The sequence below is a fragment of the Pseudomonas synxantha genome, assembly GCF_900105675.1.
Lineage (GTDB): Bacteria > Pseudomonadota > Gammaproteobacteria > Pseudomonadales > Pseudomonadaceae > Aquipseudomonas > Aquipseudomonas synxantha.
The window spans coordinates 5,599,651-5,625,173 of record NZ_LT629786.1; the positions used below are offsets into that span (position 1 = coordinate 5,599,651).

Here is a 25,523-nt window from a genome sequence, read left to right on the forward strand (position 1 = left end):
GCATTCCCCTGTGGGAGGGGGCTTGCCCCCGATGCAGGCGACCCGGTTTAAAGCCTTACACTGGCAAACGTCGATTCATTCCTGGCCTGGCTCAACGCCGACATCGGCCCCGACAACGGTGACAGCACCAACGCCTGCGGAATCGGCATCATCGCCACCTGCTGGGTGGTATTGGAGCCGACGCGTTCATCCCGCGGCGGTATGCCGAAGTATTCGCGGTAGCACTTGGAGAAGTGCGGCGTGGAGACAAACCCGCACACCGACGCCACTTCGATGATCGACATCGGCGTTTGCTTGAGCAATTGCCGCGCGCGGATCAGGCGCAGCTTGAGGTAGTAGCGCGATGGCGAACAATGCAGGTATTTCTGGAACAGCCGCTCCAACTGTCGACGCGACACGGCGACATATACCGCCAGTTCATCCAGGTCGATCGGCTCTTCCAGGTTGGCTTCCATCAGCGCGACGATTTCCTGCAGCTTCGGCTGGTTGGTGCCGAGCATGTGCTTGAGTGGCACGCGCTGGTGATCTTGTTCGTTGCGGATGCGCTCGTACACAAACATCTCGGAGATAGCCGCCGACAATTCACGCCCGTGGTCGCGGCTGATCAGGTGCAGCATCATGTCCAGCGGCGCGGTGCCACCGGAGCTGGTAAAGCGGTTGCGGTCGAGGGTGAACAGGCGTGTGCTCATGGACACCCGCGGGAAGGCTTCCTGCATCGACGCCAGGCATTCCCAGTGCACACTGCAATCAAAACCGTCGAGCAAACCCGCGCAAGCCAGCGCCCAGCTGCCAGTACACACCGCGCCGAGGCGCCGGGACTGGCGCGCCTGGCTTTGCAGCCACGACACATGTTCACGAGTGACGGTGCGTTGGATACCCACGCCGCCGCACACGATGACAATGTCCAGGGCCGGCGCTTTATGCATGGAGGCATCGGGGGTGATCTGCAGGCCATCGCTGGCCCATACCTGGTTGCCGTCGACGCTCAGGGTCGTCCAGCGATACAGCTCGCGCCCGGACAACTGGTTGGCCATGCGCAGCGGTTCCACTGCCGAAGCCAGGGAAATCAGCGTGAAATTGTCCAGCAGCAAAAAGCCGATGGATTGAGGCGCACGGTTCTGGGGTTGGGCCCCGGAGTTGAACGACGTCATCGCGGTATCTCCTCACACAAAGCGGGTGTTGGCCTCAGGCGAGGCTCTTGTTATGGCGGTCGTCCTCAGGAAGGCGACGCTTTGAATTGATAGAGCAAATGCCATGCCTAAATTGGATGGCTATTCAATAACTCCTGAAAACGACCTGTTGACGCGTCTATATAAGCCCGCGCCTGGAGTGCCCGGCAGGTCGCATAACGAGTGATGTTCAAGGGGTGTGAGCAGATCGGTAGCACTTGTGGGAAGGCGCTTTGCGAGCGTAGGAGAAGTCTGTCACCCAAAGCACATTGCACGGGTGATCGTGTAGGAATAGTTCGGAAGCTACTTATCTATTTGCGACGCGCTAAAAGGTGGCGTTTTTGGTTGGAATGTTCACTTTTTGAGCAGTGTTGGCTGGACCACCGCTATCGGGGGCAAGCCCCCTCCCACCTTTGGACCCTGTTCACAGATCAAAATGTGGGAGGGGGCTTGCCCCCGATGCAGGCGACTCGGTCTCAACACTCGACAGCACTCACTGCCAACCCGCCCCGCGAAGTCTCTTTGTACTTGTCATGCATATCCGCGCCGGTATCGCGCATGGTGCGGATCACCCGGTCCAGCGAGATGAAGTGCTGGCCGTCGCCACGCAGGGCCATTTGCGCCGCGTTGATTGCCTTGACCGCCGCAATTGCATTGCGCTCGATGCACGGCACCTGCACCAGCCCACCCACCGGGTCGCAGGTCAGGCCGAGGTTGTGTTCCAGGCCAATTTCAGCAGCGTTGCACACCTGCTCCGGCGTGGCGCCAAGAATCTCGGCCAAGCCGGCCGCGGCCATGGCGCAGGCTGAACCGACCTCGCCCTGGCAGCCAACTTCAGCCCCGGAGATCGAGGCGTTCTTCTTGCACAGAATGCCCACCGCTGCGGCGCCGAGCATATAGTCGACCACGTTGGCTTCGGTGACTTCCTCACTGAATTTCATGAAGTAATGCAGCACCGCCGGAATGATCCCCGCCGCACCATTGGTCGGTGCCGTGACCATGCGCCCGCCGGCAGCGTTCTCTTCGTTGACCGCCAAGGCGAACAGGTTCACCCATTCCATGGCGCTCAAAGTCGAGCCGATCACATTGGGTTTGCCCAGTTCCTGCAAGCTGCGGTGCAACTTGGCCGCGCGGCGGCGCACGTTCAAGCCGCCGGGCAGGATGCCTTCGTGCTTGAGACCCTGCTCCACGCAATCCTGCATGGCGCGCCAGAGCTTCATCAGGCCACTGCGGATTTCCTCTTCGGAACGCCAGGTTTTTTCATTCGCCAGCATCAGCTCGGCGACGCGCAGGTTATGGGTCTTGCACAGCTGCAACAGCTCCACGGCGCTGGAGAAATCGTAGGGCAGTTCGGTGCGGTCCATGTCCGCCACTCCGCTCTGGGCCTGGGCCTCATCCACCACAAACCCACCGCCGACCGAATAGTAGGTATCACGGTGCAGTTCGCCATCATCGCCCCATACCACCAGGGTCATGGCATTGGGATGAAACGGCAGGTTTTCGTCGAGCAGGCGCATGTCCCGCGCCCATACGAAAGGCACCGGCAGGCGACCGTCGAGCAGCAGAGTGTCGGTTTCGCGCAGGGTGTGGATGCGCACGCCGATCTGTGATGGGTCGATTGCGTCGGGCCACTCGCCCATCAGGCCCATGATGGTTGCGGTGTCGCTGCCATGGCCGATGCCGGTGGCCGACAGCGAGCCGTAGAGCTGAACTTCGACGCGCCGCACCTGTTCCAACACGTCACGTTCACGCAACGCCTGGACGAACAACGCCGCGGCGCGCATGGGGCCGACGGTGTGAGAACTCGAAGGCCCGATGCCGATCTTGAACAGGTCGAAAACACTGATAGCCATTGCGGTAGAACTCCTCGATAAGCACGGCCAGGCTTGAACGAGGTGCTACGCTCAGATCGCCCAGATGGCGGCATCATCAAGCTTTTGTCGCCGCTCACGGCGTCTCACACCGACGCATCCATGCTCACCAGCGTCGCTCGCGTGCGAACGCCTGTTTCGGCCGTTTTTTGCGGTGCAGAGGGGTAAAAACAGCGGTTTCACCTTCGGAAAAACCTGTAAGCGACGTCATCGGTACTGGATGCGACCCTCCCTGTACTGGATACGACGCCCCCTGTAGGCGTCAGATTTTCACTGGTACATGATCAGTTCCGACTCGTTTGCAAGGCACCGTGCCAGAGCTGTTGTCGCACGCTCCAACCGCAACACTTATAAAGCGCGGCAAATGCCGCCAGAAAAAACACAGGAGTCTAGCCTTATGAAAGCTTCACCCTCGTTGTTGTTGGCCGCCATGTTGAGTCTGCCAGCCCTGGCAAACGCTGCAGAACCGGAACAGTGCAAGACCGTCAACTTCTCCGATGTCGGCTGGACCGACATCACCGTCACTACCGCGACCACCAGCGAAATCCTCAAGGGCCTGGGCTACAAGCCGCGCACCACGATGATTTCGGTACCAGTGACCTACAAGTCCCTGGCCGACGGCAAGAACATGGATATCTTCCTCGGCAACTGGATGCCGACCATGGAAAACGACATCAAGCAGTATCGTGATGCCGGCACCGTGGAAACCGTACGCGCCAACCTGGAGAACGCCAAGTACACCCTGGCGGTGCCCGAGGCGCTGTACGACAAAGGCCTGAAAGACTTCGCCGACATTGCCAAATTCAAGGACGAGCTGGGCGGCAAGATCTACGGGATCGAGCCGGGTAACGACGGCAACCGCACTATCCAGACCCTTATCGACAAAGACGCCTTCGGTCTCAAGACCGCAGGGTTCAAAGTGGTCGAGTCCAGCGAAGCCGGCATGCTCTCCCAGGTCGAACGCGCCTCCAAGCGCAACCAGGCCATCGTGTTCCTCGGCTGGGAACCGCACCCGATGAACACCCGCTTCAAGATGAAGTACCTGACCGGAGGGGACGACTCGTTCGGCCCCAACTACGGCCAGGCCACCATCTACACCAATACCCGCAAGGGCTACACCCAGGAATGCAGCAACGTCGGCCAGTTGCTGAAGAACCTGGTGTTCACCCTGAACATGGAAAGCACGCTGATGGGCAATGTGCTGGACGACAAAATGAAGCCCGACGCCGCCGCCAAGGCGTGGCTGAAAAAGAACCCCCAAGTGCTCGACACCTGGCTTGCAGGCGTCAACACCGTCGATGGCAAACCAGGGCTGGAGGCCGTCAAAGCCTACCTGGACAAGTAACCACTATCCCGGGCCGTTAAGCCGGTCCGGGATGTTTCCCCCCTTCGCATGTGGACATTCACTACCATGCTGACTGAACAGAAAATCCCACTAGGCCAGTACATCGCTGCCTTCGTCGAATGGTTGACCCAGAACGGTGCCAACTACTTCGATGCAATCGCATCGACACTGGAAACGATGATCCACGGCGTGACGTTTGCGCTGACCTGGTTCAATCCGCTGGCATTGATCGGTCTGATTGCGCTGCTGGCTCACTTTATCCAACGTAAATGGGGCCTGACGGTCTTCGTCATCGCCTCCTTCCTGCTGATCCTGAACCTTGGGTACTGGCAGGAAACCATGGAAACCCTCGCCCAGGTGCTGTTCGCCACCCTGGTCTGCGTGGTCATCGGTGTGCCGCTGGGCATTGTTGCCGCGCACAAGCCGATGTTCTACACCATGATGCGGCCGGTACTCGATCTGATGCAGACCGTACCGACCTTCGTCTACCTCATCCCTACCCTGACCCTCTTCGGGCTGGGTGTGGTGCCTGGGCTGATTTCCACGGTGGTGTTCGCGATTGCCGCGCCGATCCGCCTGACCTACCTGGGTATCCGCGATGTACCGCAAGAGCTGATGGACGCCGGCAAGGCCTTTGGCTGTTCGCGCCGCCAGCTGCTCTCGCGTATTGAACTGCCCCACGCCATGCCGAGCATCGCCGCCGGCATTACCCAATGCATCATGCTGTCGTTGTCGATGGTGGTGATTGCCGCACTGGTGGGTGCCGACGGCCTCGGCAAGCCGGTGGTCAATGCACTCAACACGGCCGATATCGCCCTGGGCTTTGAAGCGGGCCTGGCCATCGTGCTGCTCGCCATCATGCTCGACCGTATCTGCAAACAACCCGACGCTAAAGTAGGGGGTGATGCATGAGCATTATCCGATTCGACAAAGTCGACGTGATCTTCTCCAAAGACCCACGCGAGGCGCTCAAGCTGCTGGACCAGGGCATGAGCCGTAACGAAATCCTGAAAAAGACCGGGCAGATTGTCGGCGTCGAAAACGCCAGCCTGGATATCGAGAAAGGCGAGATCTGTGTGCTGATGGGCCTGTCGGGCTCCGGCAAGTCGAGCCTGCTGCGCTGCATCAACGGCCTCAACACCGTGAGCCGTGGCCAACTGTTTGTGGAGCATGAAGGACGCCAGATCGACATCGCCTCCTGCACCCCGGCCGAGCTGAAAATGATGCGCACCAAGCGCATCGCCATGGTGTTCCAGAAGTTTGCCCTGATGCCCTGGCTGACGGTGCGCGAGAACATCAGCTTCGGCCTGGAAATGCAGGGTCGCCCGGAAAAAGAACGGCGCACCCTGGTGGATGAAAAGCTCGAACTGGTGGGCTTGAGCCAATGGCGCAACAAGAAGCCCGATGAGCTGTCCGGCGGCATGCAGCAGCGTGTCGGCCTGGCCCGCGCGTTGGCGATGGACGCCGATATCCTGCTGATGGACGAACCCTTCTCGGCCCTCGACCCACTGATTCGCCAGGGTCTGCAAGATGAACTGCTGGAACTGCAACGCAAGCTGAGCAAGACCATTGTGTTCGTCAGTCACGACCTCGATGAAGCGCTCAAGCTCGGCAGCCGGATCGCGATCATGAAAGACGGCAAGATCATCCAGTACAGCGTGCCGGAAGAAATCGTGCTGAACCCGGCGGACGACTATGTGCGCACCTTCGTCGCCCACACCAACCCGCTGAATGTACTGTGCGGGCGCAGCCTGATGCGCACCCTGGATAACTGCACGCGGGTCAATGGTTCGGTGTGCCTGGATCCGGGCGGTGACTCATGGCTGGACCTGGCTGAAGGCAATACCATCCAGGGCGCACGCCAGAACGGCGTGGTGATGAATTTGCAGAACTGGGCACCGGGGCAAGCGGTGGAAGATTTGGGCCGGGTCCCAACCCTGGTGGACTCCAATATCGGCATGCGCGATGCGTTGCAGATCCGCTATCAAACGGGGAACAAGCTGGTGCTGCATGACAACAACAAGGTGGTGGGGATCCTGGGCGACAGTGAGCTCTACCACGCCCTCCTAGGCAAAAATCTGGGCTGACAAACACTGCAAAACAACTGAAGAAACTGGGTCAATGTAGGAGGGGGCTTGCCCCCGATAGCGGTGTATCAGTAACAGATGTACTGACTGACACACTGCAATCGGGGGCAAGCCCCCTCCCACATTTGGACCCAGTGGTATCAGCAAGGACACCACTGGCTTTCAACTATCAGCTATAGACCCGGCCAAGGAGCTGCCGATGGCTTTCGAACTGATCGAGCACATCCCGGGTAATCTGTTCCTGGGTGAAGCCCATCAGGTCATATTCCTGCGGCCCGTTGTGCAGGTACACCTCGGCACGGTAGTAACGGGTGCGTTCTTCTTCAGGCAGGTCAGCCGGCGCCGCCGAGTAACCATCCAGGCTCACCTCGTAGACAAACGGGTTGCCCTCTTGCATCTCGATACGCACGCCGATGCAGCGCTTGGATTTGCCCAGCAAGGTCTGCACCTCCAAGCCTTGCTCACGCAGCGCAACCGCCGCTTCTTCCAGCGCCGGCGTTACGTGCTTGTCCATAAAGCGCTGCACGGTGGCCTGGCTCGGTTGCAGGTCCAGGGCGGTCAAGCGCTCGCTGAAACCACGGCGGCCACGCTCAGCCAGTTGCGCCTGTTCCAGTTCTGTCGCCACATCCTGGCGCATGGCCTTGTGCAAACCGAACATAAACAAGATCAGCACCACCGAAAACGGCAGCCCCGCCAGCACGACCATGGTTTGCATGGCTTCGAAGTTACCGGCAAACAGCAGGCCGATGGTCACCAGGGTGATCACCACCGACCAGAAGATCCGCAACCAGTGCGGCGCATCTTCATCCACATTGCCGCCTTTGCAGGACAGGTTGGCCATCATCACCGCGCCGGAATCCGCCGGGGTCAGGAACAGCACAAAGCCTACGAAGATCGACACGCCGATGACGACTTTCGACGCAGGGTAATGCTCAAGCAGTTGGTAGATGGCCATGGACGGTTGTTCCAGCGCCGTCTTGCCCAACTCCACGGCACCATGGTTCAACACCAGGTCCAGCGCCGAGTTACCGAAGATCGACAGCCATGCCAGGGTAAAGCCCAGCGGGATCAGCAAGACGCCGGCCACCAGCTCACGCACGGTACGACCACGGGAAATACGTGCGATGAACATGCCGACGAATGGCGCCCAGGAAATCCACCAGGCCCAGTAGAACAGGGTCCACAGGCCCATCCAGCGTTCGGTCTTGGCACCGTCGCCTTCATATACATACAGGTCGAAGGTTTTCAGCACGATGCCGTTGAGGTAATCACCGGTGTTCTGCACCAGCCCGTTGAGCAGGTGCAGGGTCGGGCCGAACAGCAGCACGAAGATCAGCAAGCCGCTGAACAGCACAATGTTCAGGTTGGACAGGCGGCGAATGCCGTTTTCCACACCCGACACAGCGGCGATGGTGGCCACGGTGCTCATCACGATGATCACGATCAGAAGGTTGGTGTTGCTGTGCTCCATGCCAAACAGGTTTTCCAGCCCCGACGACACCTGCATCGAGCCGATCCCCAGGTTGGTCACCAGGCCCAGCAGGGTCACGAACATGCCGAAACCGTCTACCGCGTGGCCCGCCGCGCCCTTCACCCAACGCTCGCCCACCAGTGGGTACAGCGCCGAACGCAAGGCCAGCGGCTGGTTGTGACGGTAGGCAAAGTACGCTACGGCCAAGCCGACCAGTGCATAGATCGCCCAGCCGTGCAGGCCCCAGTGCAGGAAGGTCAGTTGCAGCGCCTGACGGGCCGCACCATTACTGGCCGCAGCGCCCTCGGGCGGGTTGAAGTAATGATCCAACGGCTCGGACGCACCGAAATACAACAGCGAAATACCGATGCCCGACGAGAACAACATGCCCGCCCAGGCGCCGTAACTGAAGTCCGGGGTGTCGTCTTTACTACCCAGTTTCAATTTTCCATAGGACGAAAACGCCAGGCCGACCACAAACACCAGGTAGGCGGCGATGACCACCATGTAGTACCAGCCAAAGCTTTTGGAAAGCCAGGCCTGGGAGACGCCGAGCATGCGCCCGGCCTCCTGCGGGGCGATGATCAGGATGGCGGTCAACAACAGAATCAGCGCGGTGGAGGTGTAGAACACCCAACCGTTGACCCGAACCTTTTCCGGCGGGGTCTTTATAAGAGAGGCAGAACTCATGGCGCAGATGCTCCAGGCAGTGCGAGAGAGAAACACAAGGCAGCGGTTATCCCGGGACATCGATTTTTCGGCAGTCGACGGACGGGTGTTATAAAGACACCCCGAAAATTCTTGAGCCGCCGAAGCGGTGATCAGGCTCTGAAATGGCCTGTTTCAAGGGTTTTTGCAGGTGTCAGCGGTTGCGGCCAGCAGGTAGGAAACATCTGTAGGTAGCGACCATTTGTCGCAGATCTTATTCTTTGTTGATTGAACGTTCAATCAAAACAAAATAGACTGGCCCTCAAGCCGACGGACGTTCTTCGTCCATCGGCAGGCCTAAGGAGAGGTGCTACATGCCCAAGGTCGGTATGCAACCCATACGCCGCCAGCAGTTGATCGAAGCCACATTGACGGCCATCGATCAGGTCGGGATGGGAGATGCCAGCATTGCGCTGATTGCGCGTCTGGCCGGCGTCTCGAACGGCATCATCAGTCACTACTTTCAGGACAAGAACGGCCTGATCGCAGCGACCATGCGCTACTTGATGAATGCGCTGATCGAGAACGTCCAGGAACGTCGGCGCACCTTGAAGGATGACAGCCCACGGGCACACCTTCAGGTGATCATCGAAGGCAACTTCGACGCCAGCCAGGTCAACGGCCCGGCAATGAAAACCTGGCTGGCCTTCTGGGCCACCAGCATGCACCACCCGTCATTGCACAGGTTGCAGCGGATCAACGATCACCGCTTGTATTCCAACCTGTGCTGCCAGTTCCGCCGTGCGATGCCGTTGTCCGAGGCTCGCAGCGCAGCCCGCGGCCTGGCGGCGTTGATCGACGGTTTATGGTTGCGCGGCGCCCTGTCGGGAGACGCTTTCGACACGGAGCAGGCGCAACGGATCGCTTACGAATACATGGATTTCCAATTGGCCAAGCAGGTGAGTTAGAGCACTTATAAACGCTCAACCCCTGAACGTCCGCCGCTCAGTGTTGCCACAACCCCATGGCCCACTGTTCGGCGGGTAACGCCAACCACTTATGCACTTGCGAGGACTTTATGGCCCGTTTCGACCTGCAAAAACTCTACATTGACGGCGGCTACAGCGACGCTGGCAGCGATGCCACCTTCGAAGCCATCAACCCGGCTAACGGTGAAGTTCTCGCCCAAGTGCAACGCGCCACGAAAGAAGACGTCGAGCGTGCCGTAGCCAGCGCTGAAAAAGGCCAGAAGGTCTGGGCTGCCATGACCGCCATGGAGCGTTCGCGCATCCTGCGTCGTGCTGTCGACATCCTGCGCGAGCGTAACGATGAGCTGGCCGCCCTGGAAACCCTGGACACCGGTAAAGCCTTCTCCGAAACCAAGTATGTCGACATCGTCACCGGCGCCGACGTGCTGGAATACTACGCCGGCCTGGTGCCCGCCATCGAAGGCGAGCAGATCCCGCTGCGCGATACCTCGTTCGTCTACACCCGCCGCGAGCCGCTGGGCGTGGTCGCCGGTATCGGCGCATGGAACTACCCGATCCAGATCGCCCTGTGGAAATCCGCCCCGGCCCTGGCCGCCGGTAACGCGATGATCTTCAAGCCAAGCGAAGTCACTTCGCTGACCACCCTGAAACTGGCCGAGATCTACACCGAAGCTGGCGTTCCAGCAGGCGTGTTCAACGTCTTGACCGGCAGCGGTCGTGAAGTCGGCACCTGGCTGACCGAGCACCCGCGCATCGAGAAAGTCTCGTTCACCGGCGGCACCGACACCGGCAAGAAGGTAATGGCCAGCGCTTCGAGCTCCTCGCTCAAGGAAGTGACCATGGAACTGGGCGGCAAGTCGCCGCTGATCGTGTTCGAAGATGCCGACCTGGATCGCGCCGCCGACATCGCGATGATGGCCAACTTCTACAGCTCCGGCCAGGTCTGCACCAACGGCACCCGTGTGTTCGTGCCTAAGCACCTGCAGGCTGCGTTTGAAGCCAAGATCCTTGAACGCGTTGCGCGCATCCGTGTGGGTGACCCGCAGGACGACAACACCAACTTCGGCCCGCTGGTCAGCTTCGCCCACATGGAAAGCGTGCTGGGCTATATCGCCAAAGGTAAGGAAGAAGGCGCCCGCCTGCTGTGCGGCGGCGACCGCCTGACCGATGGCGATTTCGCCAAGGGCGCCTTCGTAGCCCCGACCGTGTTCACCGACTGCACCGACGAGATGACCATCGTCCGTGAAGAAATCTTCGGCCCGGTGATGAGCATCCTCACCTATGAAACTGAAGAAGAAGTGATCCGCCGCGCCAACGACACCGACTTCGGCCTGGCTGCGGGCCTTGTGACCAAGGACCTGAACCGCGCCCACCGCGTGATTCATCAGTTGGAAGCCGGTATTTGCTGGATCAACGCCTGGGGCGAGTCCGACGCCAAGATGCCGGTCGGTGGCTACAAGCAATCCGGTGTGGGCCGTGAGAACGGCATCAGCTCGCTGAACAATTTCACCCGCATCAAATCGGTACAGGTTGAGCTGGGCGACTACGCCTCGGTGTTCTAAGAGCCGAGCCTTGTAGTGCCTTTGAGGCCGCCATCGGGGGCAAGCCCCCTCCCACCTTTGACTGTGTGAACCCGATCAAATGTGGGAGGGGGCTTGCCCCCGATGAGGCCTGACCTGACTAGACTTCAAAGAGGGTGCATCCAATGTCCCAAGAATACGATTACATCATTGTGGGTGCCGGCTCCGCCGGTAACACCCTGGCGACCCGTCTGACCGAAGACGAAGGCGTCACCGTTTTGCTGCTGGAGGCCGGTGGCCCCGACTACCGCCTCGACTTCCGTACCCAGATGCCAGCCGCCCTGGCCTTTCCGCTGCAGGGCCGCCGCTACAACTGGGCCTATGAAACCGATCCAGAGCCACACATGGACGGTCGTCGAATGGAATGCGGCCGCGGCAAGGGCCTGGGTGGCTCGTCGCTGATCAACGGCATGTGCTACATCCGTGGCAACGCCATGGACTACGACAACTGGGCGAAACTGCCGGGCCTGGAAGACTGGACCTACCTCGACTGCCTGCCGTATTTCCGCAAGGCCGAGACCCGTGACATCGGGCCCAACGATTACCACGGTGGCGAAGGCCCGGTCAGCGTGACCACGCCGAAAGCGGGTAACAACCCGCTGTTCCACGCTATGGTCGAAGCCGGCGTACAAGCCGGCTACCCGCGTACCGAAGACTTGAACGGTTACCAGCAAGAAGGCTTCGGCCCGATGGACCGTACCGTCACGCCGAACGGCCGTCGCGCCAGCACCGCACGCGGTTACCTGGACACGGCTAAAAAGCGTTCGACCCTGACCATCGTCACCCACGCCCTCACCGACAAAGTGTTGTTCGAGGGCAAGCGAGCCGTAGGCGTGCGCTACCTGATCGGCGCCGCCGAAGAGCGCGTCGAAGCTCGTGCGCGTAAAGAAGTGCTGGTGTGCAGCGGCGCAATCGCTTCGCCGCAACTGCTGCAACGCTCCGGCGTCGGCCCCGCCAAACTGTTGGAAAGCCTCGACATCCCGGTGGTCCACGACCTGCCAGGCGTCGGCGAAAACCTGCAGGACCACCTTGAGCTGTACCTGCAATATGCGTGCACCCAGCCGGTGTCGCTGTACCCATCATTGCTCTGGTACAACCAGCCTGCGATTGGTGCCGAATGGCTGTTCAACGGCACCGGCATCGGCGCCAGCAACCAGTTCGAAGCCGGCGGCTTTATCCGTTCGCGTCCGGAATTCGAATGGCCGAACATCCAGTACCACTTCCTGCCGGTGGCGATTAACTACAACGGCAGCAACGGTGTGAAAGAGCACGGTTTCCAGGCACACATGGGCTCCATGCGTTCGCCTAGCCGTGGCCGCGTGCAATTGAAGTCGAAGAACCCACGGGACTACCCGAGCATCCTCTTCAACTACATGGCCACCGAGCAGGACTGGCAGGAATTCCGCGACGGCATCCGCCTGACCCGTGAAATCATGCAGCAGCCGGCGCTGGATCCCTACCGTGGCCGCGAAATCAGCCCGGGCATCGAAGTGCAAACCGATGAGCAGCTGGACAAGTTCATCCGCGAGCACGCCGAAACCGCGTTCCACCCGTCCTGCTCGTGCAAGATGGGCACCGACGAGATGGCCGTGGTGGATGGCGAAGGCCGCGTGCATGGCATGCAGGGCCTGCGGGTGGTCGATGCGTCGATCATGCCGATCATCACCACCGGCAACCTGAACGCGCCGACGATCATGATCGCCGAGAAGATCGCCGACAAGATCCGTGGCCGCAAGCCGCTGCCGCGCAGCAGCGCCGACTACTACGTCGCGGGCGATGCGCCGGTGCGTGGCAAGCCGTTGCGTGAAGTAGGGCCTACTGCGCAGTAACTGAAACACCGCGGCGCCTTCATCGGGGGCAAGCCCCCTCCCACATTTGACTGTATTTACACATCTGGATTTGTGAACACAGTCAGTGTGGGAGGGGGCTTGCTCCCGATGAGGCCCTGACAGACACAGCAAAACCTTCCCCTACACTTTCCTTGATCAGCCCTCAGCCCCGGCCTACTCTGTTGGCCTGCCGCGCGCTGAGCCGCCCACAAGGAAGGCCCCATGTTCGAACACCACACCACACTCAAAAAGCACTTCAGCGCCCTGCGCACCGGTGCTGAGTTCTTCTCGTTGCGTTACGTGCGCGAATCCGGCCAGTACCTGTCGGTGCGCAAGAACGTCGCCGAGCCGCCACACCTGGGTCACGACGAAGGCGCCATGCTTACCGTGCGTCTCAATGGCGTGGAAGCCTACGCCGCGACCAACGACATTTCCCTGGCCGGCCTGCAAGCGGCCCTTGAACGCGCCGAACAGCAAGCCCGGCTGATCCAGCCCCACGCCCTGCTCGATCTGCGCCAGCAGCCAGTTTCCAGTGATGTCGGCGACTACCTGTCTCCCGACCTTGAGCAGCCCTTCCCGTCCCTGAGCGATTGCTACCAACTACTTGGCGATGAGTCTGCCGCCGTGCCCAAGGATGAGCGCCTGGTGACCTGGGAAGTCAGCCTGGGCACCACCCGGGTTGAACAGATTTATCTCAACAGCGCCGGCGCGCAATTGCGCCAGGCCCAGCGTTTCGTCTTTCCCGGCCTGAGCGTCACCGCCTTCGACGGCAACGACAGCCAGACCCGAACCCTGGGCGGTACCAACTTCGGCCAGCAAGGCAGTGCCGGCGTGATCCAGCGCTTTGGCCTGGTCGGCGCTGCCAGCCAGGTGGCCGACGAAGCCCTGCAATTGCTGCTCGCACCGAACACGCCCCACGGCCCACGTGACCTGCTGTTGATGCCCGACCAGATGATCCTGCAGATCCACGAATCCATCGGCCACCCGCTGGAACTGGACCGTATCCTCGGGGACGAGCGCAATTACGCCGGCACCAGCTTTGTGAAGGCCAGCGACTTCGGCCATCTGCAATACGGCTCATCGCTGCTCAACGTGACCTTCGACCCGGACATCCCCGAACAACTGGCCAGCTACAGCCACGACGACGACGGCACCCGCGCCAGCAAGCAATTCCTGATCCGCGACGGCCTGCTGCTCAAGCCCTTGGGCGGTGCGTTGTCGCAATTTCGCGCCGACTTGCCAGGCGTCGCCAACAGCCGCGCCTGCGGCTGGAACCGCCCACCCATCGACCGCATGGCCAACCTGAATATCGAGGCCGGCGATAAAAGCCTCGCGCAGCTTGTGGGCGGCATCGAACACGGCATCCTTATGTCGACCAACCGTTCGTGGTCCATCGACGATGCGCGCAACAAGTTCCAGTTCGGCTGCGAGTGGGGCCAGTTGATCGAAAACGGCGAACTCAAGGGCGTGGTGAAGAACCCCAACTACCGGGCGATTTCCGCGCAATTCTGGCGCAAGCTCAGCGCCGTCGGCGATGCCAGCACTTTCAAGGTATTGGGCACGCCGAACTGTGGCAAAGGCGAGCCCAACCAGGTGATCCGCGTTGGCCATGCATCGCCGGCCTGCGTGTTCAGTAACGTCGACGTATTTGGGGGAGATGCCTGATGGATAACTTCAAGGCATTGGTGGACTGGCTCAAGCAAGCCATCACCGACAAGGAACAATTTCACCTCGGCTACGCGGATGAGTCGTCCGAATTCGTGCGTTTGAACCATGCCAAGGTACGCCAGGCCGGACAGGTGCAACAGGCCAGCCTGAACCTCAAGCTGATCGACGATGGTCGCCATGCGGACCTTGGCATCACCTTGTCCGGCGAGCCGGAACTGGACCGCCAGCGCCTCGCCGATGGCCTGGAACAGCTACGCCAAACCCTGCCGCTGCTGCCCCAGGACCCGTACCTGCTGCTCAACCACAACGCCTGGCAAAGCCACAACGAACAACTGCGACCGCTGCCGGACATGGCGCAAGTGCTGCAAGACATCAGCCTGGCTGCCGAAGGCGTAGACCTGGTCGGCTTCTACGCAGCCGGGCCTATCAGCCGTGGGTTCGCCAGCTCCGAGGGTGCATTCGGCTGGCATCGGGCCAATAGCTTCAACTTCGATTTCAGCCTGTTCCACGCCAATGGTGAAGCGGTAAAAGCCAGCTACGCCGGGCACACCTGGAACAGCGCCGAATTCACCGCCCGCTTGCAGCAAGCGCGCGAGCAGCTGGCGTTTCTCGGTCGCCCGCTGCACAACCTGGCGCCCGGCCAGTACCGTGCCTACCTCGCCCCGGCAGCGCTGGAAGAAATCATCAGCATCATCACCTGGGGAGGGTTTTCCGCCCAGGCCATCGCCAGCAAGAGCAGTTCATTGCAGCGCCTGTATGCCGCTGAGCAGTCGCTGAGCCCGCTGGTGACGATCGATGAGCAGATCAGCGGCTCCCTGAGCCAGGCGTTTTCCACCGAAGGCTACCCGCGCGAGGACGTTACCCTGATCTGCGCCGGCAAGGCGCGAGGCCAACTGGTGAATTCGCGCAGCGCCGCCGAATACGGCTTGAGCGCCAACGGCGCCAGCGGCGACGAATCGCCCAGTGCCCTGCAGATGGCACCAGGCAGCCTGGCCCAAGCCGATATCCTCAAGCAGTTGGGCACCGGCCTGTATATCAGCAACCTGTGGTACCTGAACTATTCCGATCTGCCGGCGGCACGCCTGACCGGCATGACGCGCTTCGCCACGTTCTGGGTGGAAGACGGCAAGATCAAGGCGCCGGTCAGTACCATGCGTTTTGATGACAGCGTCTTCCAGTTGCTCGGCTCGCAATTGGAAGCGCTGACCGCTGATCGGGAGCTGCTGCTGTCGGCCAGTACCTACAGCCAGCGCAATACGGCCTCCAGCCTTCTGCCTGGCGCCTTGGTAAAACGCCTGACGCTGACCTTGTAATAACCAGCCCTGTGGGAACGGGCTTGCTCGCTCCCACATTGGACTGTATGTGCCCTGTACGCTCGTGTGTTGTCGCCGGGAAAAAACCTCGATATAACGGTTGGTGGCCCCCCCGCCACCTCACCCACGAGAGCACGACTTTGCCTGGGAATGGGCAAGCTGGAGCGTTGACATGAACCATGGAAGTTTTGTCATTGAAAAGCTGGTCAAGCACTACAACGTTCATGTTGAGCAGTTGGGAAACAATCCGGAAAAGAAAACCGTGCTGATGGTCAATGGCGCGTTGTCCACCACCCGCTCCTTTGCCCGTACCAGCAAATGCCTGGCCGAGCATTTCAACGTGCTGCTGTTCGACCTGCCGTTCTCCGGCTACTCCCGCGAGTACAATACCGACCTCGACCTGGTCACCAAGGATGACGAAGTACAAATCCTGCGCGCCCTGGTGGAACGCTTCCAGGTCAACCACCTGGTGTCGGCCTCGTGGGGCGGCATCTCCACGCTGCTGACCCTGGCGCACAACCCGCCCTCCATCGAAAGCTCGGTGGTGATGGCCCTGGCGCCCAACCTCAACCAAGCCATGCTCGACTATGTAGAACGCGTGCGCGTGCTCATTGAGGCCGATGACAAGTCTGCGGTCGGCCACCTGCTCAACGAGACGGTCGGCAAATACCTGTCTCCCCGCCTCAAGCGCAACAACCACCGGCACCTGTCGAGCATGGCCACTACTGAGTACCGCCAGGCACGCTTTCATATCCACCAGGTGCTGGCCCTGGGCGACGGTAACTACTTGCCAGCACTCCACAAGATTGAAACGCCAGTGCTCTTTCTCAACGGCGCCCTGGATGAATACACTCCGGCCACGGAGGCCCGATTGTTCAACCGGTATGTGGGCCATAGCAGCTTCGCCGTTGCCGCACACACCGGCCATCTACTGGACCTGGAGTCCCGCGAGGCGGCGTTGGCCGTGCACCGCGCGTTGTTGGATTTTCTAGTGGGCGAGCATGCGGCGTTATCGGACTTAGATGAACCGCCAGTGGGAAAAAACTTAAGGGTTAGCGCATAATCGCCAACACATAGCCTGCTAATCAAAGGGTCTCCATGCCGAATCGCGCCCCTCTCGATGCCAAGACCGCCCGCTGGCTACCCTGGGTGGTAGCGATTGCCTTCTTCATGCAGTCGCTGGATGGGACGATTCTCAACACTGCGCTGCCTGCCATGGCTCGGGACCTCGCAGAAAACCCGTTGCGCATGCAAGGGGTAGTGATCGCCTACATGCTCACCGTCGCCCTGCTGATCCCGGCGTCAGGCTGGATCGCCGACCGCTTCGGCACCAAGAAAATTTTCTTTGGCGCGATCATGCTGTTCAGCATCGGTTCGTTGCTGTGCGCTCTGTCCAGCAGTTTGACCATGCTGGTGGGGGCACGGGTGATCCAGGGCTTGGGCGGTGCTCTGATGCTGCCGGTGGGGCGCTTGGTGGTACTGCGGGCTTATCCGCGTTCCGAGCTGGTGCGGATCATGGGTTTCATTACCATCCCCGGCCTGCTCGGCCCGTTGCTGGGCCCGACCATGGGCGGCTGGATGGTGCAGTACCTGACCTGGCACTGGATCTTCTTGATCAACCTGCCGGTGGGCATGATCGGCTGCTACGCCGTGTGGAAGTTCATCCCCGACCTGCGCGGCAGTGAGCGCACACGCTTCGACGGCCTTGGTTTCTTGCTGTTCGGCGCAGCCATGGTGTTGATCACCATCGCCATGGAGGGCCTGGGCGAACTGCACCTGCCGCACCTGCGGGTGATGTTGCTGCTGTTCGGCGGGCTGGCGTGCCTGGCTGCGTACTGGTTGCGCGCCGGGCATATCGATAGCCCGTTGTTCTCCCCGATACTGTTCAAGACCCGCACCTTTGCCGTGGGCATTCTCGGCAACCTGTTTGCGCGGCTGGGCAGCGGCGCATTGCCGTTCCTGGTGCCGCTGCTATTGCAGGTGGCGCTGGGCTACTCGCCGTCGGAAGCCGGGATGAGCATGCTGCCGCTGGCGGCGGCGGCGATGTTTGCCAAGTCCGTGGCCAGGCCGCTGATCGAGCGCCTCGGCTACCGCATCGTGCTGACCGGCAACACCTTGGCCCTGGGCCTCATGCTGGCGAGCATGGGCCTGGTCAGCGAGCACACACCCTACCCGCTGCTGTTGACCATGCTGGCGGTCCTGGGGGCGATCAACTCCCTGCAATTCACGGCAATGAACACCGTGACCTTGATCGACCTCGACGACGCCCAGGCCAGCAGTGGCAACAGCTTGCTGTCGGTGGTGGCGCAATTGTCCCTGAGCCTGGGCGTGGCCTGCGCCGGTGCATTGCTCGGCGGCTTTACCGCCGAGACGGGCAACGATGGGGTGGAAAGCGTGCTCGGCGCCTTCCAACTGACCTTCCTCACCGTGGGCATCATGGCGATGCTGGCGGCGGCGATCTTCCTGCAACTGTCGCCAAAAGACGGCAAACGGGTGGTCAGCCGCGAGCACGATATCGAGCACTGACGGGCTTCTCGTCGAGAACTTGCAGGGAAAATCCCACGGGGCTGGTACACTGCGCGACATTTTGTTTTGCAGAGCCAGTCCCGTGACTACCATCGCCACCGCTTTTAATACTTTGCCCCTGTCCGCCGCCATGCTGGCTAACCTCGACTCGCTGGGGTATGTCGAGATGACGCAGATCCAGGCGCAAAGCTTGCCGGTGATCCTCAAGGGGCTGGACCTGATTGCCCAGGCCAAGACCGGCAGCGGCAAGACCGCCGCCTTCGGCATCGGCCTGTTGAACCCGATCAACCCACGTTACTTCGGTTGCCAGGCACTGGTGATGTGCCCGACCCGTGAGCTGGCCGACCAGGTCGCCAAGGAAATCCGTCGCCTGGCCCGTGCCGAAGACAATATCAAGGTGCTGACCCTGTGCGGCGGTGTGTCCCTCGGCCCGCAGATTGCTTCCCTGGAGCATGGCGCCCATGTGATCGTCGGCACCCCGGGCCGTATCCAGCAGCACCTGCGCAAAGGTTCGTTGGTACTGGACGGCTTGAACACCCTGATCCTCGACGAAGCCGACCGCATGCTCGACATGGGCTTCTACGACGCCATTGAAGACATCATCAGCAAGACCCCGCCCCGCCGCCAGACCCTGCTGTTCTCGGCCACCTACCCGGTGAGCATCAAGCAACTGGCGTCCAAGTTCATGCGTGCGCCGCAACAGGTCAAGGCCGAAGCGTTTCACTCCGATGACCAGATCGAGCAGCGCTTCTACGAGATCTCCCCGGAAGAACGCATGGATGCGGTGACCAAGGTCCTGGCGCACTTCCGCCCGGCTTCCTGCGTTGCGTTCTGCTTCACCAAGCAGCAAGTGCAGGAAACCGTGGATCACCTGACGTCCAAAGGCATTTCCGCCGTCGGTCTGCACGGTGACCTGGAACAGCGCGACCGTGACCAGGTACTGGCCATGTTCGCCAACCGCAGCACCTCCGTACTGGTCGCCACAGACGTCGCCGCCCGAGGCCTGGACATCGACTCGCTGGACATGGTGATCAACGTCGAACTGGCCCGCGACTCGGAAATCCACATCCACCGCGTCGGCCGCACTGGCCGTGCCGGTGAGACCGGTATCGCCATCAGCCTGGTGGCGCCGTCCGAAGCGCACCGCGCCCAGGCCATCGAGCAACTGCAGAAGTCGCCGCTGAACTGGGACCAATTGGACAACCTCAAACCGCAAAGCGGTGGCCCGCTGCTGCCGCAGATGAGCACCCTGTGCATCGCCGCCGGGCGTAAAGACAAGGTCCGCCCAGGCGACATCCTCGGCGCGTTGACCGGTGAAGCCGGCATCCCGGGCGCCCAGGTCGGCAAGATCGCAATCTTTGATTTCCAGGCATTCGTGGCCGTGGAACGCGGGATCGCCAAGCAGGCGTTGCAGCGTTTGAATGATGGCAAGATCAAGGGCCGATCGTTGCGCGTGCGGATCTTGTAACAACATCTCCGACTTGTTGGAGATCCAATGTGGGAGGGGGCTTGCTCCCGATAGCGGTGTATCAGTTGATATATTTCTGGCTGACACACCGCCATCGGGAGCAAGCCCCCTCCCACATTTGACTGTATTTCAATTCAGAATTTGTATGAGGACACCGTTTTGCGCTCGACCGAAGTTGTGATCATTGGCGCCGGCGCCGCAGGCTTGATGTGCGCACTGACCGCTGCCGGGCGCGGGCGCAAGGTGATGCTGATCGACCACGCCAACAAAGCCGGCAAGAAGATCCTGATGTCCGGTGGTGGCCGCTGCAATTTCACCAATATGTACACCGAGCCGGCCAACTTCCTTTCGCACAATGCACACTTCTGCAAGTCGGCCCTGGCGCGCTATACCCAGTGGGATTTTATCGCGCTGGTCGCCAAGCACGGCGTGCCCTACCACGAGAAGAAACTCGGCCAGCTGTTCTGCGATAACAAGTCCAGCGACATCCTCGGCATGCTGCTTGATGAGTGCATCCAGACCGGCGTGAGCCTGCACCTGGAGACTTCGATTGAGGAGATTGCCAAGCTCGACAGCGGCTACCAGCTGCAGACCACCCTGGGCGAACTGCGCTGCGAATCCCTGGTGATTGCCACTGGCGGTTTGTCGATCCCCACGCTGGGCGCCACCGGTTTTGGCTATCAAGTCGCCAGGCAATTCGGCCATGAACTGTTGCCGACCCGCGCCGGGCTGGTGCCGTTCACCATCACCGACCAGCTCAAGGAATTATGCGGCGAGCTGTCCGGCACTTCGGTGGATTGCCTGGTCAACTGCAACAACCAGAGTTTTCGCGAGAACATCCTCTTTACCCATCGTGGCCTGAGCGGGCCGGCGATTTTGCAGATTTCCTCGTATTGGGAATCCGGCGACACCGTGGAAATCAACCTGTTGCCCGACCACGATGCCCATGCCTGGCTGCAGCAGCAACAGGTCGAACGCCCTAACAGTGAGTTGAAAACCCTGCTGGGTGAAATTTTCACCAAGAAGATGGCCAACCTTTTGGCCGAAACCTGGTTTTTGTCCAAGCCGATGAAGCAGTACACCCACGCTGAAATTACCGACATCGCGCAAAAACTTGGTAGCTGGCAATTGGTGCCGGCGGGCACCGAGGGCTATCGCACCGCCGAAGTGACGCTGGGTGGGGTAGACACGCGGGAAGTGTCGTCCAAGACCATGGAATCGCTGAAAAGCCCGGGCTTGTACTTTATCGGTGAAGTGCTGGATGTGACCGGTCACCTGGGAGGGTTCAACTTCCAGTGGGCGTGGGCATCTGGTTACGCAGCCGCACAATACGTCTGACACAACGCAGCAAAAATGTGGGAGGGGGCTTGCTCCCGATGACGTGTATCAGCAACAGATGTACTGACTGACACGCCGCCATCGGGAGCGAGCCCCCTCCCACATTGGTTTTGTAGTGAACTTGAAAAATTTGCTGTTGGATGTGATCACCACCCTTGCCGTGGCGTCCTTGATAGCTCAATTTAGCGACACTGTCCCGGAAGACTCCAGACTTCATGTCATCGACCTCGTTCAAGCAGTCCATGCGGCGCCTGTGGGCGCTGGATAAATTCAGCTACAGCGTACGGGTGTTCATCGCCCTCACCGGCAGCATGGCGCTGTGTTGGTACCAGGATGAAATGACGCTGCTGATCCCGCTGTTCCTGGGGATTATCGCCAGCGCCCTGGCCGAGACCGATGACAGTTGGCAAGGCCGCCTCAATGCCTTGGCGGTGACGCTGGTGTGTTTCAGCATCGCTGCGCTGTCGGTGGAGCTGCTGTTCCCCTACCCGTGGATCTTTGCCATCGCCCTGGCCCTGGCCAGCTTCTGCCTGACCATGCTGGGCGCCTTGGGCGAACGCTATGGCGCGATTGCCTCGGCCACGTTGATCCTGTCGGTCTACACCATGATCGGCGTGGACCAGCGCGGCGGCGCCGTCACCGACTTCTGGCATGAGCCGTTGCTGCTGGTGGCCGGCGCCGCCTGGTACGGGGTGCTGTCGGTGCTGTGGCAGGTACTGTTTTCCAACCAGCCGGTACAGCAGAGCCTGGCTCGATTGTTCCGTGAGCTGGGGCGTTACCTCAAGCTCAAGTCATCCTTATTCGAACCGATACGCCAGCTGGATGTGGAAGCACGCCGCCTCGAACTGGCCCAGCAAAATGGCCGGGTAGTCGCGGCGTTGAATGCGGCCAAGGAAATCATCCTGCACCGCGTCGGCAATGGTCGGCCGGGCTCGAAGGTCAGCCGCTACCTGAAACTCTACTTCCTGGCCCAGGACATCCACGAGCGCGCCAGTTCCTCCCACTACCCCTACAACGCCCTCACCGAAGCCTTCTTCCACAGCGATGTGCTGTTCCGCTGCCAGCGCCTGCTGCGCCAGCAAGGCAAGGCGTGCCAGACCCTGGCCGAGTCGATCCAACTGCGCCAGCCGTTCATCTATGACGACAGCTTCGCCGAAGCCCTGGGCGACCTCAACGCCTCCCTGGAACACCTGCGCATCCAGAGCAACCCGGCCTGGCGTGGCCTGTTGCGCTCGTTGCGCGCCTTGGCGGCCAACCTGTCCACCCTCGACCGCTTGCTGGGCGATGCCAGCAACCCCGATGCCCTGGCCGACGCCACCGACAGCAACCTGCTGGACCGCGCCCCGCGCAACCTCAAGGAAATGTGGACGCGCCTGCGCACCCAATTGACGCCGACTTCACTGCTGTTTCGCCACGCCTTGCGCCTGTCATTGGCGCTGACCATCGGCTACGGCACCCTGCATGCGATCCACGCGTCCCAGGGTTATTGGATCATCCTCACCACCCTGTTTGTCTGCCAGCCCAGCTACGGTGCTACGCGGCGCAAGCTCGGCCAGCGCATCATCGGTACCGCCATCGGCCTCACCGTGGCCTGGGCGCTGTTCGACCTGTTTCCCAACCCCGTGGTGCAATCAATGTTCGCCATCGCCGCCGGCCTGGTGTTCTTTATCAACCGCACCACGCGCTACACCCTGGCTACGGCGGCGATCACCCTGATGGTGCTGTTCTGCTTCAACCAGGTGGGCGATGGCTACGGGCTATTCCTGCCGCGCCTGTTCGATACCTTGCTCGGCAGCCTGATCGCAGGGCTGGCGGTATTCCTGTTCCTGCCGGACTGGCAAGGCCGGCGCCTGAACAAAGTGCTGGCCAACACCCTGACCTGCAACGGCATCTACCTGCGCCAGATCATGCAGCAATACGCCGCCGGCAAACGCGACGACCTGGCCTACCGCCTGGCCCGCCGCAACGCTCACAACGCCGATGCCGCATTGTCCACCACCCTGGCGAATATGCTGATGGAGCCGGGACACTTCCGTAAGGAAGCCGATGTGGGCTTTCGCTTCCTGGTGCTGTCCCACACCCTGCTCAGCTATTTGTCAGGGCTGGGTGCGCATCGCGAAACCCAACTGCCGGCCGATGTGCGCGAGCATTTGATCGACGGCGCCGGGCACGCCCTGGCATTGAGCATCGATGAAATCGCCAGTGGGCTGGCGAATAAACAACCGATTGCGATTCAGAGTGATGCCGAGGAAGCGTTGGCGGCAGAGCTGGAGCAAATGCCCGATGAAATCGACGAAGGGCAGCGGCTGGTGCAGACGCAATTGGCGTTGATCTGTCGGCAATTGGGGCCGTTGCGCACGTTGGCTGCGCATTTGATCAAAGATACCAGCGCGGCTTAGGCCGCTATCGGGAGCAAGAACGCTACATCCCATGCGCCTTCATCAACCGCGCATAACTGCCATCCGCCTTCATCCTGGCAATCTCCCGATCGAAACCAGCGACGATCTGCGCATGCTCGGGGTTCCTCAGGCTGACCAGGATGTGCAGGCTGTTCTCACTCAATGGCTTGCCCACAAACACCACGGCATCGCGCACCCGCGGCGACTCCCGCGCCAGGTAATAGCGCGCTACGTATTCATCCTCCAGCGTCAGTCGCACGCGCTGCGCCGCCAGCATGCGCACGGCCATGGCGAAGTTGTGCACCGGCACTTTCTGCAACTGGCTGTCTTGATCGAATGCCGCCGAGTAGGCATAACCGCGCACCACCGCGATGGCCTCGTCGTGCAGTGCGTCCAGGCTGTGATATTCGATGGTATCGTCGCTACGCTTGAGAAAGCGCACACGGTTAAGCAAGTACTCGCCGGAAAACTGCCCCAGGTGCGTGCGGTCCTCGTTATACCAGGCGTTGATCAGCACGTCGTAGCGCCCATCCCCCACGCCCTTCAATGCGCGCGCCCAGGGCACCTGTTCAAAATCACTGGCGTAGCCGGCGCGGGCCAGGGCCGTGCGGACGATATCAGTAGCCAAGCCGCCATTGACCAAGGTGGCATCAGTAAACGGTGGCCAGCCATCCGCCACCAGGCGCAAACGTTGTGCCAGCGCCGGTTGCGCCAGCAGCAGCACTGCGATCAAAGCAACGGCACGAGTCAATCGCGGCATGCTTAAAGTCCTTGGCGGGCAGGCGATGGCCTGATAACAGTAGCTCATCAATGAGCTTGCATTGCAGATTACACAAAGAAGCCCGCGGCGCATGCACAGAATGATGGCAAATTGACGCCATTCACAAAATGGCCGATTTTAGACAGCAGCGCCCGTCGCGCTTACTATCCCTGGCAGGTCTTTATAAGAGCGCACATCATGACGGTTGATTGGGTCTGCAAACATCACGACGACTTGGGCAAGGAACAGCTGTACGCCATCCTGCGCCTGCGCAGCGAAGTCTTCGTCGTCGAACAAAAATGCGTCTACCAGGACATAGATAGCCAGGACCTGGCGGGTGACACTCACCACCTCATGGCCTGGCAAGATGATGAGCTGGTGGCCTACCTGCGGTTACTCGACCCGGAGTCCCAGGGCGGCGATGTGGTGATCGGCCGCGTTATCGTAGCAAAGGTGGCACGGGGCAGCGGGCTGGGGCATCAGATGATGGATGAGGCGCTCAAGCGCGTAGAGGATATCTGGCCGCAAACGCCGGTTTACCTGTCGGCCCAAGCGCATTTGCAGGGGTATTACGGGCGGTATGGGTTTGTGGTGGCGGGCGAGGAATACCTGGAAGACGATATTCCACATATCGGTATGCGGCGGGCTTGAGGGCCTCATCGGGGGCAAGCCCCCTCCCACCTTTGAATGTATTCACAGATCAAATGTGGGAGGGGGCTTGCCCCCGATGGCGCCAGACCAGCCCCCCCTGCCTCAGGGATAACCCAGCACTTGCTTGATCGCCGCAAGATTGGCCTCGATCCACCGCCGATCAATCGCGCCCCAATCACGAATTCGATAATTCCCCGCGTGGTTGCGCGCTCCCTCTTGCTGCTCAAACTCGCAGACGATATCCAGGTCCGCCAACGCCGCAATCGTGTCCTGGGCCGTACGCCGAGGCATGCCAGTGGCTTCGGTGAGCGCCGGCACGCTGCTGGCCAACTGGCTGTCGATCAGGTACGCCACGTACAGGCGCCGGTAGAAGCTGCTTTTGGTCTTGCTCACATCCATGGTCAGTCGCCT

19 protein-coding genes are annotated in these 25,523 nt (G+C 60.8%); 14 read left to right on the forward strand and 5 right to left on the reverse strand.

Features of this window, described 5'->3' with window-relative positions:
- Positions 1 to 47: 47 nt before the first annotated feature.
- Complete coding sequence (gene gbdR / locus BLU48_RS25970; RefSeq protein ID WP_043046168.1) at positions 48 to 1,151, reverse strand: choline metabolism transcriptional regulator GbdR; 1,104 nt, start codon at positions 1,149 to 1,151, stop codon at positions 48 to 50.
- 494 nt (positions 1,152 to 1,645) lie between these two features.
- Entirely contained in the window at positions 1,646 to 3,022 is a 1,377-nt protein-coding gene (locus tag BLU48_RS25975) for an L-serine ammonia-lyase (RefSeq protein ID WP_056846928.1), read from the reverse strand.
- Between the two features lie 415 nt (positions 3,023 to 3,437).
- On the opposite strand from BLU48_RS25975, the gene BLU48_RS25980 reads away from it, so the two are divergent.
- The 3 genes from BLU48_RS25980 (at position 3,438) to choV (ending at position 6,472) form a co-directional block, all read left to right on the forward strand.
- Positions 3,438 to 4,385 carry a choline ABC transporter substrate-binding protein gene (locus BLU48_RS25980; protein ID WP_046069867.1) on the forward strand — a complete coding sequence of 316 codons (948 nt, stop codon included), beginning with the start codon at positions 3,438 to 3,440 and terminating at the stop codon, positions 4,383 to 4,385.
- A 66-nt stretch (positions 4,386 to 4,451) separates the two neighbouring features.
- Complete coding sequence (gene choW / locus BLU48_RS25985) at positions 4,452 to 5,297, forward strand: choline ABC transporter permease subunit (protein WP_046069868.1); 846 nt, start codon at positions 4,452 to 4,454, stop codon at positions 5,295 to 5,297.
- Positions 5,294 to 6,472 (forward strand): choline ABC transporter ATP-binding protein, encoded by a 1,179-nt coding sequence (gene choV, locus BLU48_RS25990; protein ID WP_043046175.1) that lies wholly within the window; start codon positions 5,294 to 5,296, stop codon positions 6,470 to 6,472. The genes choW and choV overlap by 4 nt, the downstream gene beginning before the upstream one ends.
- A gap of 169 nt (positions 6,473 to 6,641) precedes the next feature.
- Here the strand turns inward: choV and BLU48_RS25995 are convergent, their stop codons facing one another.
- Positions 6,642 to 8,576 (reverse strand): BCCT family transporter, encoded by a 1,935-nt coding sequence (locus BLU48_RS25995; RefSeq protein ID WP_231989069.1) that lies wholly within the window; start codon positions 8,574 to 8,576, stop codon positions 6,642 to 6,644.
- Between the two features lie 389 nt (positions 8,577 to 8,965).
- Between BLU48_RS25995 and betI the strand changes: the two genes are divergently transcribed.
- From betI to yccS, 10 genes are all read left to right on the forward strand, one after another.
- The gene (gene betI / locus BLU48_RS26000) at positions 8,966 to 9,559 is read left to right on the forward strand and encodes a transcriptional regulator BetI (protein WP_057022888.1); all 594 of its coding nucleotides are present in this window, start codon (positions 8,966 to 8,968) and stop codon (positions 9,557 to 9,559) included.
- Between the two features lie 110 nt (positions 9,560 to 9,669).
- Complete coding sequence (betB, locus tag BLU48_RS26005) at positions 9,670 to 11,142, forward strand: betaine-aldehyde dehydrogenase (RefSeq protein WP_057022887.1); 1,473 nt, start codon at positions 9,670 to 9,672, stop codon at positions 11,140 to 11,142.
- A gap of 143 nt (positions 11,143 to 11,285) precedes the next feature.
- Positions 11,286 to 12,989: a choline dehydrogenase gene (gene betA, locus BLU48_RS26010; protein ID WP_043046183.1), complete on the forward strand. Its 1,704-nt coding sequence runs from the start codon at positions 11,286 to 11,288 to the stop codon at positions 12,987 to 12,989.
- 222 nt (positions 12,990 to 13,211) lie between these two features.
- On the forward strand, positions 13,212 to 14,654 hold the full coding sequence (locus BLU48_RS26015) for a TldD/PmbA family protein (RefSeq protein ID WP_057022886.1): 1,443 nt from the start codon (positions 13,212 to 13,214) through the stop codon (positions 14,652 to 14,654).
- Entirely contained in the window at positions 14,654 to 15,970 is a 1,317-nt protein-coding gene (locus BLU48_RS26020) for a TldD/PmbA family protein (RefSeq protein WP_057022885.1), read from the forward strand. The genes BLU48_RS26015 and BLU48_RS26020 overlap by 1 nt, the downstream gene beginning before the upstream one ends.
- Positions 15,971 to 16,142: 172 nt before the next feature.
- Complete coding sequence (locus BLU48_RS26025) at positions 16,143 to 17,033, forward strand: alpha/beta fold hydrolase (protein ID WP_057022884.1); 891 nt, start codon at positions 16,143 to 16,145, stop codon at positions 17,031 to 17,033.
- A gap of 35 nt (positions 17,034 to 17,068) precedes the next feature.
- Entirely contained in the window at positions 17,069 to 18,496 is a 1,428-nt protein-coding gene (gene mdtD / locus BLU48_RS26030) for a multidrug transporter subunit MdtD (protein ID WP_057022883.1), read from the forward strand.
- Positions 18,497 to 18,626: 130 nt separating this feature from the next.
- Positions 18,627 to 19,964, forward strand: a complete 1,338-nt coding sequence (gene dbpA, locus BLU48_RS26035; RefSeq protein ID WP_231501119.1) for an ATP-dependent RNA helicase DbpA — start codon at positions 18,627 to 18,629, stop codon at positions 19,962 to 19,964.
- Positions 19,965 to 20,123: 159 nt separating this feature from the next.
- A complete protein-coding gene (locus BLU48_RS26040) occupies positions 20,124 to 21,302 on the forward strand; it encodes a BaiN/RdsA family NAD(P)/FAD-dependent oxidoreductase (protein WP_057022882.1) in 1,179 nt (392 codons plus the stop codon).
- Between the two features lie 215 nt (positions 21,303 to 21,517).
- Entirely contained in the window at positions 21,518 to 23,701 is a 2,184-nt protein-coding gene (gene yccS, locus BLU48_RS26045; RefSeq protein WP_057022881.1) for a YccS family putative transporter, read from the forward strand.
- Positions 23,702 to 23,723: 22 nt separating this feature from the next.
- Here the strand turns inward: yccS and BLU48_RS26050 are convergent, their stop codons facing one another.
- Positions 23,724 to 24,461, reverse strand: a complete 738-nt coding sequence (locus BLU48_RS26050) for a substrate-binding periplasmic protein (RefSeq protein ID WP_057022880.1) — start codon at positions 24,459 to 24,461, stop codon at positions 23,724 to 23,726.
- Between the two features lie 198 nt (positions 24,462 to 24,659).
- Here BLU48_RS26050 and BLU48_RS26055 point away from each other — a divergent pair, with 198 nt between their 5' ends.
- Positions 24,660 to 25,112: a GNAT family N-acetyltransferase gene (locus BLU48_RS26055; protein ID WP_057022879.1), complete on the forward strand. Its 453-nt coding sequence runs from the start codon at positions 24,660 to 24,662 to the stop codon at positions 25,110 to 25,112.
- A gap of 102 nt (positions 25,113 to 25,214) precedes the next feature.
- Here the strand turns inward: BLU48_RS26055 and BLU48_RS26060 are convergent, their stop codons facing one another.
- A complete protein-coding gene (locus BLU48_RS26060) occupies positions 25,215 to 25,511 on the reverse strand; it encodes a winged helix-turn-helix domain-containing protein (protein WP_057022878.1) in 297 nt (98 codons plus the stop codon).
- Positions 25,512 to 25,523 lie beyond the last annotated feature (12 nt).